This window comes from Ferrovibrio sp. GW821-FHT12E11, assembly GCF_058806975.1.
In genome coordinates, this window is sequence record NZ_JBXAQG010000001.1 from 3763919 (window position 1) to 3777803 (window position 13885).

Annotated in this window: 17 protein-coding genes; 14 read left to right on the forward strand and 3 right to left on the reverse strand. The window is 66.8% G+C overall.

Annotated features, from left to right (window positions below; genetic code table 11):
* The first annotated feature begins 15 nt into the window (after positions 1-15).
* From AC1ROT_RS18710 to AC1ROT_RS18775, 14 genes are all read left to right on the forward strand, one after another.
* The gene (locus AC1ROT_RS18710) at positions 16-2307 is read left to right on the forward strand and encodes a phage tail tape measure protein (protein WP_493000826.1); all 2292 of its coding nucleotides are present in this window, start codon (positions 16-18) and stop codon (positions 2305-2307) included.
* On the forward strand, positions 2304-2951 hold the full coding sequence (locus tag AC1ROT_RS18715; protein WP_493000827.1) for a hypothetical protein: 648 nt from the start codon (positions 2304-2306) through the stop codon (positions 2949-2951). The genes AC1ROT_RS18710 and AC1ROT_RS18715 overlap by 4 nt, the downstream gene beginning before the upstream one ends.
* Positions 2952-2977: 26 nt before the next feature.
* Positions 2978-3529 carry a hypothetical protein gene (locus AC1ROT_RS18720; protein ID WP_493000829.1) on the forward strand — a complete coding sequence of 184 codons (552 nt, stop codon included), beginning with the start codon at positions 2978-2980 and terminating at the stop codon, positions 3527-3529.
* Positions 3526-4173 (forward strand): cupin domain-containing protein, encoded by a 648-nt coding sequence (locus AC1ROT_RS18725; protein WP_493000831.1) that lies wholly within the window; start codon positions 3526-3528, stop codon positions 4171-4173. Before AC1ROT_RS18720 ends, AC1ROT_RS18725 begins: the two co-directional genes overlap by 4 nt.
* The gene (locus AC1ROT_RS18730) at positions 4173-4610 is read left to right on the forward strand and encodes a DUF6950 family protein (RefSeq protein WP_493000833.1); all 438 of its coding nucleotides are present in this window, start codon (positions 4173-4175) and stop codon (positions 4608-4610) included. Before AC1ROT_RS18725 ends, AC1ROT_RS18730 begins: the two co-directional genes overlap by 1 nt.
* Positions 4611-4612: 2 nt before the next feature.
* Positions 4613-7711, forward strand: a complete 3099-nt coding sequence (locus tag AC1ROT_RS18735; RefSeq protein WP_493000835.1) for a phage tail protein — start codon at positions 4613-4615, stop codon at positions 7709-7711.
* 16 nt (positions 7712-7727) lie between these two features.
* Complete coding sequence (locus AC1ROT_RS18740; protein ID WP_493000836.1) at positions 7728-9263, forward strand: hypothetical protein; 1536 nt, start codon at positions 7728-7730, stop codon at positions 9261-9263.
* Positions 9264-9272: 9 nt separating this feature from the next.
* Positions 9273-9461, forward strand: a complete 189-nt coding sequence (locus AC1ROT_RS18745; RefSeq protein WP_493000838.1) for a hypothetical protein — start codon at positions 9273-9275, stop codon at positions 9459-9461.
* Positions 9462-9511: 50 nt separating this feature from the next.
* A complete protein-coding gene (locus tag AC1ROT_RS18750) occupies positions 9512-9877 on the forward strand; it encodes a hypothetical protein (RefSeq protein WP_493000839.1) in 366 nt (121 codons plus the stop codon).
* Positions 9877-10203 (forward strand): phage holin family protein, encoded by a 327-nt coding sequence (locus AC1ROT_RS18755; RefSeq protein ID WP_492971026.1) that lies wholly within the window; start codon positions 9877-9879, stop codon positions 10201-10203. Before AC1ROT_RS18750 ends, AC1ROT_RS18755 begins: the two co-directional genes overlap by 1 nt.
* Positions 10196-10672 (forward strand): M15 family metallopeptidase domain-containing protein, encoded by a 477-nt coding sequence (locus AC1ROT_RS18760; protein ID WP_493000841.1) that lies wholly within the window; start codon positions 10196-10198, stop codon positions 10670-10672. The genes AC1ROT_RS18755 and AC1ROT_RS18760 overlap by 8 nt, the downstream gene beginning before the upstream one ends.
* A 4-nt stretch (positions 10673-10676) precedes the next feature.
* The gene (locus AC1ROT_RS18765) at positions 10677-11123 is read left to right on the forward strand and encodes a 3TM-type holin (RefSeq protein ID WP_493000843.1); all 447 of its coding nucleotides are present in this window, start codon (positions 10677-10679) and stop codon (positions 11121-11123) included.
* Positions 11120-11314: a hypothetical protein gene (locus tag AC1ROT_RS18770; protein ID WP_493000845.1), complete on the forward strand. Its 195-nt coding sequence runs from the start codon at positions 11120-11122 to the stop codon at positions 11312-11314. The genes AC1ROT_RS18765 and AC1ROT_RS18770 overlap by 4 nt, the downstream gene beginning before the upstream one ends.
* Positions 11315-11383: 69 nt before the next feature.
* Entirely contained in the window at positions 11384-11668 is a 285-nt protein-coding gene (locus tag AC1ROT_RS18775) for a hypothetical protein (protein ID WP_493000847.1), read from the forward strand.
* Between the two features lie 381 nt (positions 11669-12049).
* On the opposite strand, the gene AC1ROT_RS18780 is transcribed toward AC1ROT_RS18775, so the two are convergent.
* The 3 genes from AC1ROT_RS18780 to AC1ROT_RS18790 all read right to left on the reverse strand — a co-directional run bounded on the left by AC1ROT_RS18780 (position 12050) and on the right by AC1ROT_RS18790 (position 13787).
* Positions 12050-12739 carry an SOS response-associated peptidase gene (locus AC1ROT_RS18780; RefSeq protein ID WP_493000848.1) on the reverse strand — a complete coding sequence of 230 codons (690 nt, stop codon included), beginning with the start codon at positions 12737-12739 and terminating at the stop codon, positions 12050-12052.
* Positions 12739-13122 (reverse strand): hypothetical protein, encoded by a 384-nt coding sequence (locus AC1ROT_RS18785; protein WP_493000849.1) that lies wholly within the window; start codon positions 13120-13122, stop codon positions 12739-12741. Before AC1ROT_RS18785 ends, AC1ROT_RS18780 begins: the two co-directional genes overlap by 1 nt.
* A 92-nt stretch (positions 13123-13214) precedes the next feature.
* A complete protein-coding gene (locus tag AC1ROT_RS18790) occupies positions 13215-13787 on the reverse strand; it encodes a thermonuclease family protein (protein WP_493000850.1) in 573 nt (190 codons plus the stop codon).
* Between the last annotated feature and the right edge of the window lie 98 nt (positions 13788-13885).

Genomic DNA, 13885 nt, shown 5'->3' on the forward strand with positions numbered 1-13885 from the left:
GAAAGGCGGCGCCGCATGACCAAAGCCGGTGTGGTGTCCGCCGATTTCGTCGCCAATACCGGGCAGTTCGATTCCGGCCTGGCACGGGTGCGACAGAATCTGGCCAGCACCAGCGTGCAGATGAACCGTTCGCTGGCCAATATCGAAAAAGGGTTTCGCAGCGTCGCCTCGGCGGCGTCGGTCTTCACCGGCGGCCTCGGCGTGGTGGGCCTGGCCGCCTTTGCCAAACGCTCGCTGGATGCCGTTGGCGGCCTGAGCGAACTGGCCGAGCAGCTGGGCATCAGCACCGATGCGCTGCAGGCCTATCAGTATGCCGCCACCCAGGCCGGGGTCAGCACCCAGGAGCTGGAATCCGGCCTGGCCCGCATCAGCCGCACTATCGGCGATGCCGCCGATGGCAACAAGGCGGCGATCGATGCCTTTGCCAAGCTGGATGTCGGCATCCTGGATGCGGCCGGCAATCTGCGCAGCACCGAAGCGATCCTGCTGGATGTGGCCGATGGCCTGTCGAAGATCGACGATCCGGCGCGCCGCGCCGCCCTGGTGGTCGACCTGTTCGGGCGGTCGGGCCAGCGGCTGCTGCCGCTGCTGACCGGCGGCGCCGATGGTATCCGCAAATTCACCGCCGAGGCGCGCAATGCCGGCGCGGTGATCAACGAGACCATGATCGCCGATGCCGACAAGGCGGCGGACCAGCTGGCGGCGCTGGTCAAGCAGTTCGAAAAGCTGTCGCAGCTGGGCGCGGCTTTCGCGGCGCCGGGACTGCTCGACCTGATCACCAAGATCAACCTGCTGTTCGAGCGCTTCCGCCCGGACACGGCGCGCTCGATCGCCAGCATCGATGACGAGCTGGGCTCGCTGCTGGTGCGCATCACCGAGCTGCAGTCCAAGATCAAGGAAAACGAAAATCTCGGACCCTTCGGCAATATCGGCAAGCTGAAGAACGGCCCGCTGCAGAAAGAGCTAGATGATCTGCAGGCGCGCTACCAGGCCCTGCTGGCCCTGGCCGACCGGCTGCGGCAGCCCTCGGCCGCGGCCCCGGGCGCGGCCGGCGGCGCGGGGACTGGCGCAGGCGGCGCCAACCGCAACCCGCAGAGCAAGGAAGAATCCGACGCCATCAAGAGCGTCACCGACCAGCTGCAGAAAAAGGTCGCGGCGCTGAAGGCCGAGGCCGACACGGTCAATGCCTCCGAAGAGGTGAAGGCGCGGGCGCGGGCCACCGAGGAAGCGCTGGCCATGCTGCGCAGCAAGGGCGTGTCGGCGCTGAATGCCGAACAGGTGGCGCTGATCAACAGCCTGGGCGTGCAGACCCGCCGCATCGAGGCGCAGAAAACCGAGACCGAGAACGTCAAGGCCTTCGCCAATGCGCTGGGCGAGCAGGTCGACGCCATGCTGGCGGCCGAGCAGGCCGCGGCGGCGCTGGGCGGCCAGGTCATCAAGGTGACGCAGGCCAATGACGAGGATGTGCGGCTGCTGCGCGAGCAGGCCGAGGCGGCGGCCAAATCCACGGTCGCCTTCGACGATCTGACCGGCAGCTTCTACCTGTTCGACCGCGAGCTGCAGATCGTGATCCGCACCCAGTCGCTGCTGCGCGAGAATCTGGCGCTGACCGCCGAGCAGGCGCGCCAGCTGGCCACCGATTACGTGGATGCGCAGCAGGAGATCAAGCGCAGCACCGATGGCGTCAACGAGCAGGTGCGGCGCTCGAATGAAAATGCCCGCGAGCTGACCAACGTGATCGGCAGCAACCTGAAGCGCGGCTTCCGCGAGGGCGCCACCGGCGCCGATATCCTGCGCAATGCCGTGCTGGATCTGACCGATGCCATTTTCGACATGCTGGTGCTGCAGCCGGCGCTGCTGCAGCTGCAGAAGACCATGGCCAGCGTGTTCTCCACCGCCGGCAGCGGTGGCGGGGGAGGCGGCGGCGGTCTCGGCGGTTTCTTCTCCAGCCTGTTCGGCGGTGGCGGCGGCCCGGGTGGCGACTATTCGTCCGCCATGGCGGCGGATTACGCCATGGCGCTCGGCGGCTACGCCACCGGCACCAGCAGTGCAGCGGCCGGCTGGGCCAAGGTGGGCGAGCGCGGTACGGAATTCGTCAACTTCCGTGGCGGCGAGCAGGTGCTGCGCAGCGACCAGGTCGGCAGCCTTGGCGGTGGCCCGACCGTCTATATCGATGCGCGCGGTGCCGACAGCGATGGCATACGACGGCTGGAGCAGACGGTGCGCGACATGAACGGCAGCATCGAGAAACGTGCGGTGAATGCCTCGCGTTCCGACTGGCAGCGCAACCGTTCGGCCTGGAAATGACCATCACCTATCCCCTGACCATGCCGGCTGCGCCGACCTTCAGCAGCCTGAAGGTGCGTGCCGCCGAGGCGATCGGCATCAACCGCTCGCCCTTCACCTTCCAGCAGCAGGTGCAGCGCCATCAGGGCCAGCTCTGGGCCTTCGACTGCATGCTGCCGCCGATGACCGAGGAACAGGCCGACGCCTGGATCGCCTTCCGGCTGAGCCTGAAAGGCAGTTTCGGAACCTTCCTGTTCGGCGACGTTTCCAAGCGCCTGCCGCGCGGCAGCGGTGCCGGCAATCCGGTCGCCGCCAGCAGCGGCAGCCCGACCCGCAACCTGGTGCGCGATGAGGTTCTGTACACCGCGGGCTGGACACCGCTGGCCGCCAATGTGCTGCGCCCGCGCGACTACCTGATGCTTGGCGCCGGCAGCACGGCGACCCTGCATGTGAACCTGACCGCCGTGAATGCCGATGCCGGCGGCTATGCCGCGCTGGATATCTGGCCGCGCCTGCGGCGCAACATCGCTCATGGCGAGGCGGTGACCCTGGTCAATCCGCAGGGCGTGTTCCGCATGATGCCCGGTGAAATGGACTGGGATGTCGGCGAGGCGAAAATCTACGGGCTCGGTTTCAGCATCTTCGAAGCCCTCGGCAACGAGTGAGCCCAGATCATGAGTGAGCTTGAATCATGAGCCGCGATACCGACCTGCCGCTGTCCGATGCCGTGCTGGAACCGGTGCTGCTGGCCGAGATCGGCACGGCGGATCCCGACAACCCGGTGCGCTGCTGGAACGGCATCGGCAACCTGGACTGGGACGGCAAGACCTTCCTGGGCACCGGCATTTTCGGCAAGATTTCGGCGATCGAGGAAACCGCCGAACTGAAAGCCGGCGGCGTCACCTTCGAACTGGCCGGCATCCCGTCCGACCTGCTGGCGATCAGCCTTGCCTCCATGCGCTGGGGCCGCACCGCGCGGGTCTGGCTCGGGGTCCTGCAGGGCAACCGCTTCGACGGCACGCCCAAGCAGATATTCGGCGGCCTGACCGATGTGCCCGAGATCGTGGATGACGGCGCCACCGTCACCATCCGCATCACCGCCGAGAACCGCCTGATCGACCTGGAGCGCCCGCGCGAGCGGCGCTACACCAGCGAGGATCAGAAAATCGCCGATGCCGATGATCTCGGCTTTGAATTCGTGCCGGGCCTGCAGGACTGGAACGGCGTCTGGGGCAAGGCATGACAAATCCCGCCACGAACAGCCGGCGTTCCAGCCTGCCGCGCTGGCTGCGCAGCGGGGCTATGCCGGCGCCGCCTTTTACGCCGGCTGCCGGTTCGGCCGATCCGCTGCAGGATTTCCTCGCCTGGTTCGGCGTCCATGGCGCCGCCATGCCGATGGCGCCGGCCGATGGCCTTGTCTGGGCCGGCAATCTGCCCGGCCTGGCGCTGTACCGGCATGGCGCCTTCCAGGTGCAGCTGTTTATCTTTCCGCCGCACAGTACGGTGCCGCCACATCGTCATCCGCATGTCGACACGATCGAGATGCATGTGGCGGGAGACTACGATTTCCGCGTCAACGGCGTCAGCGCCATCCCGCTCGATCACCTGCAGGACCGCCGGCCCGATGGCCTGTCGCGCTGGTGGGGGCGGGGTGTGCGGGTGGGGCCGCAGGACTGGCATGACCTGACGGTGTTTGGCGGTGGCGCCGCCTTCCTGTCGGTGCAGCATTGGCTGTCCGGCCGGCCATCCACGGTTGGGCTGGACTGGGTCGGTGCGCCGGCCAATGCCGGCCATGCCATCGCATTGCAGGCCCATGATGCAGGATCACGGGCCGCCGGGTCGGGCATCGACCTGCCGGGCATCGACCTGTCTGGCGGGAGAGACTGATGGCCGCGATCGCAAGGCTGAGCGACTGGCCGCAACGACTGGCCTTGTATCTGACCGCTGCCGAACGGCAGCCCTTTGCCTGGGGGCATCACGACTGCGTACTGTTCGCGCTCGGCGCGGCCGAGGCCGTCACCGGCGGCGATTTCACGACCGGCCTGCGCGGCCATTACAGCAGCGGCCCCGGCGCGCTGCGCCGCATGCGCAGTCTCTTCGGCGTCACCACGATGGATGCGGCGGCGGAGGCCTTTCGCAGCCAGTGGGGCGGCGTCGAGATTCCGCGGCTGCTGGCGCAGCGCGGCGACCTGGTGCTGGCCGATGTGCCCGATCCGGCGCTGGGCGTGACCGCCCCCGATGGCCGCACGGCGATATTCCTGCAGGATCGCGGCCTGGTGCGCGTGACCCTGCGCAGCTGCCGCCGTGCCTGGCGGGTGGGCTGACGATGCCGCCGGCCATAGCCGCCGTCGCCGTCGCCGCCGCCAGCTATGCAGCCGGCTATATCTCGCTGGCCGCCTTTATCACCTCGGTGGTCACCACGGTGATCAGCACCGCCGTGACCGCGGCGACGGCGAAGAAACCGAAAAGCCAGGATGCCGGTGGGTTCGCCGCCGCCGTGCAGGACCGCACGCTGTCGGTGCGCCAGGCCATCATGGTGCGCAGCCGCGCCTACGGGCAGACGCGGCTGTCGGGCGGCCAGACCTTCCTGCATACCAGCGGCAGCAGCCGCGAATATCTGCATATGGTGGTGACGGTGCTGGGGCATCCGTGCCGCGGTGTGCGGGCCCTGCTGCTGGATGATGAAGTCGTTCCCCTGGATGATGACGGCAACGCCACCGGCAAATATGCCGGCTATGTGTCCTGCTGGTTCGGCCTGGGCACGCCGGACTCCGATGCCACCTGGAAAGCCAAGCTGATCGAGCATTGCCCGGACAAGTGGACCGAGCGGCACCGGCAGACCGGCTGCACCAAGATGTATCTGCGGCTGAAATACAGCAGCGACAAGTTCCCCGGCTCGCTGCCGAATGCCTCGGTGATCCTCGATACCGCCTATGGCATCCGCGATCCGCGCGTCGCCGCCTCGCCGGACTTCACCGGCTTCACCGACAATCCGCCGCTGTGCATCGCCGATTATATCCGCACCCCGGCGGTGGATGGCGGCCTGGGCGCCACCAGTTTCGAAATCTACGACGACGCGCTGATCTCTGCCGCCAATGCCTGCGACGAAATGGTGGCGCGCAAGCCGGTGAGCGTCGACTTCACCGCGACAGCAGCGGACGGCGTGCTGACCGTGGCCAGCCGCGATGCCGCCCTGCGTCTGGGCACCCGCCTGCGCGTGGCGCCGGCCGGCTCGCCGCCCGGTGTACTGCCGGGCGGCCTGACCGCCGGCACCGACTATTTCTGGATGCCGCTGGATTACCTGCGCGGCCGCCTGGCGCTGAGCCTGGCGGATGCCCGCGCCGGCACCGCGATCGCGCTGTCGGCCGACAGCAGCGGCATCGTGGCGCTGACCGTCAATGCCGAGCCGCGCTACACCCTGAACGGCAGTTTCCGCACCAGCGACAAGCCGCGCGAGATCCTGGAGGACATGCTGTCGGCCATGGCCGGCGGCCTGGTCTGGAGCGGCGGCCAGTGGCACCTCTATGCCGGTGTCTGGCGCATGGCAACCGTCAGTTTCGACGAAGGCGACTGCGACGGCGGCATCACCGTACAGACGCGCCGTTCGCGCCGCGATCTCGCCAACGGCATCAAGGGCATCTTTTCCAATCCCGACGACAATTTCCAGGCCACCGACTATCCGGCCTATATCAGCGCCGCCTATGTGGCCGAGGATAACGGCGAGGATATCTGGCTCGATTACGAACTGCCCTGGACCAACTCGCCATCGATGGCGCAGCGCTGCGCCCGCATCGCCCTGGAGCGCCTGCGCCGTCAGGTGACCACGCGCTGGCCGCTGAGTCTGCGCGGCCTGCTGGCCCAGGCGATGGATACGGTAGCGCTGAGCAACCGGCTGTGGGGCTGGACGGGAAAAACCTTCGAGGCGACGACGCTGGGTTTCGTCTCGCGCGACGGCCGCGGCGAGGGCGAGGACCAGCGCCTGGGCGTCGACCTGTCGCTGACCGAGATCGACGCCAGCGTCTTTGCCTGGGATGAAACCGTCGACGAGGCGACGCTGACGCCGGCACCGACAACCGACCTGCCGGATGCTTTCAGCGTGGCGAACCTGTCCGGCCTGACGCTGCAGAGCGGTTCGGCCGAACTCTACACGCGGCAGGACGGTACGGTGTTCAGCCGCTTGAAGGTGAGCTGGACGGCGCCTGCTGATGTTTTTGTCACCTCCGGCGGTCGCATCGAGGTCCGCTACAGGCGGTTGGGTGACAGTCCGTTGGCGGATTTCCAGCCATCACTGTTTCTGAATGGCAGCGTCAATTCCCTGTATATCCTGGATGTACAGGATGGCGAACACTATGAAGTGCAGGCGATCGCGCAGAATGCCGCGGGCGTTCGGCCGCTCAACGACGATGGCAGTCAAGCCTGGGTCAGCGCCACTCATGTGGTGGAGGGCAAATCGGCAGCGCCAAGCGATGTTACCGGTTTTTCCGCCCAGCAGAATGGTAACGTGGTTACCGAACGATGGAATCAGGTGCCTGATGCCGATCTGGCCGGCTACGAACTGCGCTATATGACCGCGCCGTTTGTCTGGGCCAACGCTACCGTGCTGACCTCGGTAACGCGCGGCACGCTGGTGACGAATGCCTCTATCCCGCCAGGCGACTGGGTTCTGGGCATCAAGGCGCGCGACACCAGCGGCAACTACTCGATCATTGCCACAACCTTCGCCATCACTGTCACCAGCGGCAACGATGTCATCTTCGCCGGCGTCGAGGGCCCGCGCTGGCGTGGCGCGCTTTCAGGATTCCTGCGCCATGACGTGAGTGGAACCTTGGTTCCCGATTCAACCGTGCTGGCATCCGCGATGTCTGATGAGGATCTTTGGGATCGCTTCAACGCATTTCCGGTGCCGCGCGCCATTTACACCGCGCCGTTGCTGGATATCGGCTTCGACGCCATGCAGATGCGGGCCTATGCCGGCATGGATGCGTCTCTGGGTCCGGGTGAGACCACCGGTCTGGCCAATCCGGAACTGGAAATCGATTACCGCCTCGACGCCGGCAGTTTCGACGGATTCGAACCGTGGACTATCGGCTATATCGACGCGCGCTACGGCCTGTTCCGCGTCGCCCTCGATTCCGTCACCGGATGCGCCTTCCTGCGGCAGTTCCGTCCGATGATGGATGTGGCGGAGCGCATCGAGACCGGCAGTGTCATCGTGGTGCCGCCCGGTGGCCTGCAGATCGATTTCACAGAGCGCTTCCATGGCGCCCCCAATGTGATGGTGACGGCTGCGGCCACCGGCAGCCCGCCGGCGGCGCGCTTCGGTACCTGGGAAGCCAAGACCGCGACCGGCTTCCGCGCCCGCGTCTTCGATGCCGCCGGCAGCGATGTCGGTGGCGTGATCGACTGGCAGGCGGTCGGACCATGATGTCAGGGAGTCCAGCATGAGCGTTTCCACCAAGGTGCAGCCCGACCATACCGCACAGGTGGGGGCGGCCTATAAGACGGCGATCGACGGCATCACCCATGTGCATGACCGCATCGGTGGCGCCTTTGCCTGTCACCAGAACACGCTTGGAAGTCCGGCTGCGCCGAACATGATGGTGGTTGTGGATGCCGGCGCGTTGACGCGCGCCGGCCTTGTGCCGCTGGAGGTGGCCCAGCAGGCAAGCGGACCCATCGTCGCACCGGTCAGCAATCCCCGCCGGGACATCGTCTATATCGACAGCGCCACCGGTACGTTGGGACTGGTCTTCGGGACGGAAGCGCCCAGCCCTGCGGATCCGGTGATACCGGCCGGCAAGACCGCGGTGGCGCGGCTGCGTCTGACTCCCGGTATCTCCGAGATCACCAATGCCGAGATCGATGATCTTCGCGTTGGCGGCTCGGCGCCGGAATTCACCGGGCCGACCCTGACTGACAGTCCGCCGCAGCCCGGCACGGCCGGCTTGGCGCCTGCGCCCGCCGTGGCGGACGCCGGCAAGTATCTCCGCACCGATGGCTGGGCTGCTGTGGCCGACCAGGTGGCCCGTGATATGGCGGCCTCGGCGATGGCGCTGGCCGATGCCACCGGCGTCGCCGGGCCTGTGGGCGCCTTTTACCTGGCTGATCCCTTTACCTCGGATTCCCTGGCAACCAAGACCAACGCCACCTATGACAGCATCAACGACTGGTATAGCAATCCCGATACGCCGGTGATGGTTGCTGCCGGCACCGGTAGTGTGATCGGGGATATGGCGTCGGGCGGTGGCGGCGGCAATGCTGCGGCCTTCGACGGCGTCACAAGCCAGGCCGCTGCGGCCTCGGCGCGCAAGTCCGCCACCTCTGGATATGTCGGCAAGGACTGGGGCAGCGGCGTCACCCGCACCATCGTCGAATACAAAGTCTACGGGCCGAACAATGCCACGATCTCTGGCAATTCCGGCGGGGCCTTCACGGTCAATCTTTACGGCAAGGCCACAGCCCCGTCCTCGCCCACCGACGGCACGCTGCTGAATTCCACGGCGGCGGCGAATGCCAGCCCCAACGAAGTCATCACTGTCAACAGCGGCATCACCACGACAACGGCCTACCGTTATCACTGGGTGGCGTATACCTCGGCCGGCGGCGAGGGTGCGTTCGCTGAAGTGCAATTCTTCGAAGCTGGTGTATCCGGTGACATGACCCTGCGCGCTTCCCCGGCCACGCTGCCGGCGCCAGATCCACTCGATGTGATGGGGTATTTCCTGTTCGACCCGGTGGACGCCGTCACCTTCGGCACTGATGTGGTGGGCAAGATCAGTATCGCCGATGGCGGCAGTCCGGACTGGGTTATCGGCACCTGGACCAAGATCGGCGCCTATGGCAGCGCCTTCGAATTGTGGCGACTTGATGCCGATATGTCGGCCAAGTCTGGATCGACCTTGCGCTACAGCATCGAGACGGCGAACGGCAAGGAAATCCGTTTCAAGCAGGCGGTCGGCTGCGTGCCGCTTTTCTAGGAGTAAACCATGGGTGAATCTTTAGGCAAGTCCTGGAAGCGCGCGCGGCGCGAAGCCTATCTCCGGCAATGGCCGCCGTCCGCGCAGTTGGAAGCGCTGGTCGATGCGGCCGGAGGCGACCGCACCAAGTTGGATCATATGATTGCGGATTTCGATGCGATCAAGGCCGAGCATCCGAAGTCGACCGGCCGGAGCTGACGGCGCGGCAACGAATACCAACCGGACAATTCCATGCAGGGGGGGGCGACATGAAGCGGACAGCCTTGGCCGCGGCAGCGGCGATTCTTGGTCTTTGCGGGCTTTGCCTGATGGACCTGGCGGCGCCGGCCCTGGCGCAGCCGACGACGGCGCGGCGGCTCTGCGGCCCGCGGGCCGAGATCGTGCAGATGCTGGAGGACCGCTTCGGCGAACAGCCCTGGGCGGCCGGCGTGGTCGGCGAGACTGCGATCGCCGAACTGCTGGTCAATCCCACATCCGGCAGCTGGAGCCTGATCCGCACCACGCTGCAGGGCTGGAGCTGCATTGAGACCGGCGGCGACGGCTGGGCCGAGCGGATGAAGCCGGCGCCGTCTGCCGCGCCGTCTGTCACGCCGGGCGGCAGGGGCGCGCTGTAATGGAAAAGGTGATCGCCTCGCTGATCGATGCCGGCAGCACCTTCATCCTGCTGTTCGTGCCGGCCGGCGCCGCCCGGATGCTGTGGCACTGGCACATGGTGCAGGACGGCCGCCGCGAATTCTGGTCCTGGCACCTGGTCTTCGAAGCACTGACGGCGGTGTTCTGCATCTTCGTCGGCGCCGGCGCCGCCGAGTTTGTCGAGACCGGCCCGAAGATGCAGCTGGCCATCGTGGGTATGACCGCCTGGTTCGGGCCGAAGGGCATCGAGGCCCTGATCCTGCTGGCCATCCGCAAGAAATCCACCAAGGGCAACGGCCATGTTTAACTTCGGCGCCACCAGCATCGCGCGGCTGAACAGCTGCCATACCGACCTGCAGCGCGTGATGCGCGCCGCCATCGCCGATGCGCCGCATGATTTCGGCATCGCCTGCGGCCATCGCAACGAGGCCGAGCAGAACGAGGCCTTTGCCAAGGGCCTGTCGAAACTGAAATGGCCGCAGGGCGAGCATAACCGGCTGCCGTCGCGCGCCGTCGACATCCTGCCGGTGATCGATGGCCGCAATGCCTGGGGCTGGCTGGCCGATCAGAAGGCCGCCGGCGCGAGCGCGGCCGAGATCGATGCGCGGCTGTATGCGGTGTTCCGCTCGCTGCGCGACCATATCTGGGGCCATGCCGAACGGCTGGGCGTGGCCTTGCGCTGGGGCGGCGACTGGGATGGCGACGGCAAGGCGCGCCATGACGGCGACGCGGACGAACGCTTTGTGGATCTGCCGCATTTCGAACTGAGGGGGTAGGGGCATGGGCTGGCTGATGAGTCTGCTGGGCGGCGGCGCGGCCGAGGCCGGCAAGGGTGTTGCCGCGCCGATCGAGGCGATCGGCAACGTGTTCGACAAGCTGTTCACCAGCGACGACGAGAAGGCGCAGGCGCAGGCCGTGCTGGAGAAGCTGCGGCAGCATCCGGCGGAACTGCAGGTCGAGCTGAACAAGATCGAGGCGGCCAGCAGCAACTGGTTCGTGGCGGGCTGGCGCCCGGCCGTGGGCTGGGTCTGCGCGCTGTCGCTGGCGCTGTTCTACTGGCCGCAATTCGCGCTGGCCTCGGTGATCTGGATCAAGCTGTGCCTGCTGGCCGATGGCGTCGTTGCCTATCCGGTCAGCGAGATCGCCGGGCTGCAGGAACTGGTGTTTGCCATGCTGGGTCTCGGCGGCCTGCGTACTGCAGAGAAAATGGCTGGCAAGGTGAAATGACCATGCCGCTGAAGCGCATCGTACCGCTTGATGCGGCCACAAAGAAAAAGGTATGGGCGCCCCCGGAGAGCAACGCCGGCGCAGGCTGGGATGCGCGTGGAGCGCACGCTTTCACTGACAGCGAGGACGGAGACGATACGCCTGCGGTTGATGACTACATCGCCGGACGGCGCCTGCGTCGACGTAGCTGACCAGAATCCAAAGCCCGCGACAGTGGAGCATCGGCCGGCGCGGCGGCTACTCAAACCAGGATGATTACCATGCATGATGCCAAGGGCCGACCGCTGAAGGTCGGCGACACCGTTCTGATTCCGGCAAAGATCACCGCCCTGCATGCCGGCGAAGAGTATTGCAACGTCAGCGCCGAAAGCGTCATCGGCCGCCGGCCGGACGGCACGAAGGAACACTTCGGCGCGATCAACACCGGTGTGATGCTGCGCGCCATCGATGGCGATGCCGAGCATATTGCCGATCTGCCCGAGACGGCCTCGCCGCTTGCGCCCGCCGCGGCCGAAACGTCCGGCGTGGAACTCGCGCCGGCCTGAGATCCCCGCAAGGGGTGCCACGACCGGCTTCGGCCGGCTCCTCCCTGTAACGACTAGCCCCGTCCTGCCCGGCCTCGCGCCGGTGCAGGGCGGGGCTTTTTTTTTGTTGGTGCCGGCCGTTCCGGAATCGGTTATTGTCCTGATTGCCCGGCGCCAGAATAGGCCGCCCTGCAGATCGAAACGCTCGTACGGCCGCATGCCAAAGGCACTCCGCCGCCGTACAGATGTCCGACGATCTCCACATTGATCCTTAAATCACGGCCGCGCTCTGTTGGGCGCCGCATGCAGTGGAGCGCCGACATGCGCCATTTCAAATTCGTATTCCGTATTGACCTGATCACGCTATTTCTTTTGCTGGACCGCTGGCTGGGCTGACTCGGCCTAGAACGGCGCGCCCTCGGTGGCCGTCATGCGGTCATCGGGATAGGGCTGCAGCAGGTCGACCAGTTCGCGGTCGCCGGTGGCGGTCTCGGCCAGCCAGATCGGCCAGGCGTCTTCGTCCAGGATCGCCGGCATGCGGTCGTTGAACGGGGCCACGGTCTCGTTCGCCGGCACGGTGATGATGGTGCAGCTGAGCAGCGGCGCATGCGGCGATCCCGCCGGCGGCTGCCAGTGCGCCCACAGGCCGGCAAAGGCCGGCATGCGGTTGCTGCGCACGCGGATGGTGTTCGGCCGGCGCGGGCCGCTCCATTCATAGAACTGGTCGAACGGCACCAGGCAGCGGCCGCCCTTGCCCTTCTGCATGTGGAAGCTGGGGCCGAAGACCGGGCCGCGCGACAGTTTCTCGGCGCGGGCATTGAAGGTGGTCAGCTTGGTTTCCGGCACCGGTTCGAACGGCGGCACCAGCCACCAGCGCATCGGCACCAGTTTGCGCACCAGGCGGCCCGGCGCCGCGCGGCCAGCCCGGGCCTCGGGCGATTCATCGCGGCCGAGCGCAATCACCGGCAGGGTGTCCTTCGGCTTGATCAGCGATCGCGGCGGATAACGCTCGGGCATGCCGCTGCTGCGCTGGGCGCCGAAGCGGCTGGCCATCACGCGCAGGTCGGTGAAGATGGCGACGGCGTTGCACATCAGCCTTCGTCCCATTCCCAGGGCTTGCGCTCGGGCCGCGGCTTGCCACGGCGGTGCGGCCGTACCGTGCCGAACACGCTGTCGCCATCGGCCTTTTCGAAACTGCCGAAGGTCCATGTCGCCGGCCGCTGGCTCGGGTCGGATACATCCTTGCCGATATCCAGCATCACATCGCCGCAGTGGCCGGAGTCGCAGAACTGGCAGCGGGCGCGGCCGATCAGCGACAGGATGGTGGCGGCCTCGCCCAGTTCGCGCACGGCCTCGGCCTTGTTGACCATCCAGTGGCCGCTGCACGTGTCGCAGACGGCATAGAGATCGATCTGCAGGCGGGCGAGGCGGCGGGCGGCGCGGCAGGACTGGATGGTGTCGACACGGTATGGCATGCCGTGAGACATAAAGCAGAACATTCGCCCGTTTCTACAGGAAAATATTCACTTAGCTAACCCCAAGATGATGGGGCCGGGCGGCGCCGGCGCTACTCCCCGTTGGGGCAGACCTGCTGCTGCCAGCAGACACGGCGCCAGGCCCAGGGGCTGATTCTGTCTTGGCTGGCCCAGAGGCCGCGGCCGGCGGCCTGGGCGGCGGCGGCGCGCGCCGGGGTTTGCGGATCGCGCTGCCATGCGCCGCGTTCGGCCGGCCAGGCGAGGCCGGCATCGAGCAGGGCGGCGTTCACCTGGCGGCCGTCGATATAAACCAGGCAGACATGGCGGCCATAGCTGTCGGCCTCGAAGCACTCGGCCGCGGCCTGCCGGCCGAGTGCGAGGCTGCGCAGGGCAGCGCCAGCGGCCTGGCCGAATGGCTGGCCGGCGCGATCCTTGTGGCGCGTCTCGGGCGCGTCGATATCGGAGAGGCGGATGCGATGCCGCTTGCCATGGCGCGCGCCGCGGATAGTCAGCGTGTCGCCGTCTTCCACCTGCAGCACCGTGCCGGCCAGGCGGTATTCGCCCGGAATCGGTTCAGGGCGCGGCGGTTCGGCGCGAACGGGCAGGGCGGCAATGGTGAGAATCGACAGCGCGCCGAGGATTGCAAATCGCAGGACAGACATCATGCAGCGGCGTAATCCTGCGGACGGCTTTTTGCAAACCGTCATTGAAATTGCTGCGATCACGCAGGATTGTGGCTCTGGGGGTCGCGGGTTCAAGTCCC

Bases quoted from the DNA above. Each gene is read 5' to 3' on its own strand.
- AC1ROT_RS18710 (WP_493000826.1), top strand. From the start codon at position 16: ATGACCAAAGCCGGTGTGGTGTCCGCCGATTTCGTCGCCAATACCGGG.
- AC1ROT_RS18715 (WP_493000827.1), top strand. From the start codon at position 2,304: ATGACCATCACCTATCCCCTGACCATGCCGGCTGCGCCGACCTTCAGC.
- AC1ROT_RS18720 (WP_493000829.1), top strand. From the start codon at position 2,978: ATGAGCCGCGATACCGACCTGCCGCTGTCCGATGCCGTGCTGGAACCG.
- AC1ROT_RS18725 (WP_493000831.1), top strand. From the start codon at position 3,526: ATGACAAATCCCGCCACGAACAGCCGGCGTTCCAGCCTGCCGCGCTGG.
- AC1ROT_RS18730 (WP_493000833.1), top strand. From the start codon at position 4,173: ATGGCCGCGATCGCAAGGCTGAGCGACTGGCCGCAACGACTGGCCTTG.
- AC1ROT_RS18735 (WP_493000835.1), top strand. From the start codon at position 4,613: ATGCCGCCGGCCATAGCCGCCGTCGCCGTCGCCGCCGCCAGCTATGCA.
- AC1ROT_RS18740 (WP_493000836.1), top strand. From the start codon at position 7,728: ATGAGCGTTTCCACCAAGGTGCAGCCCGACCATACCGCACAGGTGGGG.
- AC1ROT_RS18745 (WP_493000838.1), top strand. From the start codon at position 9,273: ATGGGTGAATCTTTAGGCAAGTCCTGGAAGCGCGCGCGGCGCGAAGCC.
- AC1ROT_RS18750 (WP_493000839.1), top strand. From the start codon at position 9,512: ATGAAGCGGACAGCCTTGGCCGCGGCAGCGGCGATTCTTGGTCTTTGC.
- AC1ROT_RS18755 (WP_492971026.1), top strand. From the start codon at position 9,877: ATGGAAAAGGTGATCGCCTCGCTGATCGATGCCGGCAGCACCTTCATC.
- AC1ROT_RS18760 (WP_493000841.1), top strand. From the start codon at position 10,196: ATGTTTAACTTCGGCGCCACCAGCATCGCGCGGCTGAACAGCTGCCAT.
- AC1ROT_RS18765 (WP_493000843.1), top strand. From the start codon at position 10,677: ATGGGCTGGCTGATGAGTCTGCTGGGCGGCGGCGCGGCCGAGGCCGGC.
- AC1ROT_RS18770 (WP_493000845.1), top strand. From the start codon at position 11,120: ATGACCATGCCGCTGAAGCGCATCGTACCGCTTGATGCGGCCACAAAG.
- AC1ROT_RS18775 (WP_493000847.1), top strand. From the start codon at position 11,384: ATGCATGATGCCAAGGGCCGACCGCTGAAGGTCGGCGACACCGTTCTG.
- AC1ROT_RS18780 (WP_493000848.1), bottom strand. From the start codon at position 12,739: ATGTGCAACGCCGTCGCCATCTTCACCGACCTGCGCGTGATGGCCAGC.
- AC1ROT_RS18785 (WP_493000849.1), bottom strand. From the start codon at position 13,122: ATGCCATACCGTGTCGACACCATCCAGTCCTGCCGCGCCGCCCGCCGC.
- AC1ROT_RS18790 (WP_493000850.1), bottom strand. From the start codon at position 13,787: ATGATGTCTGTCCTGCGATTTGCAATCCTCGGCGCGCTGTCGATTCTC.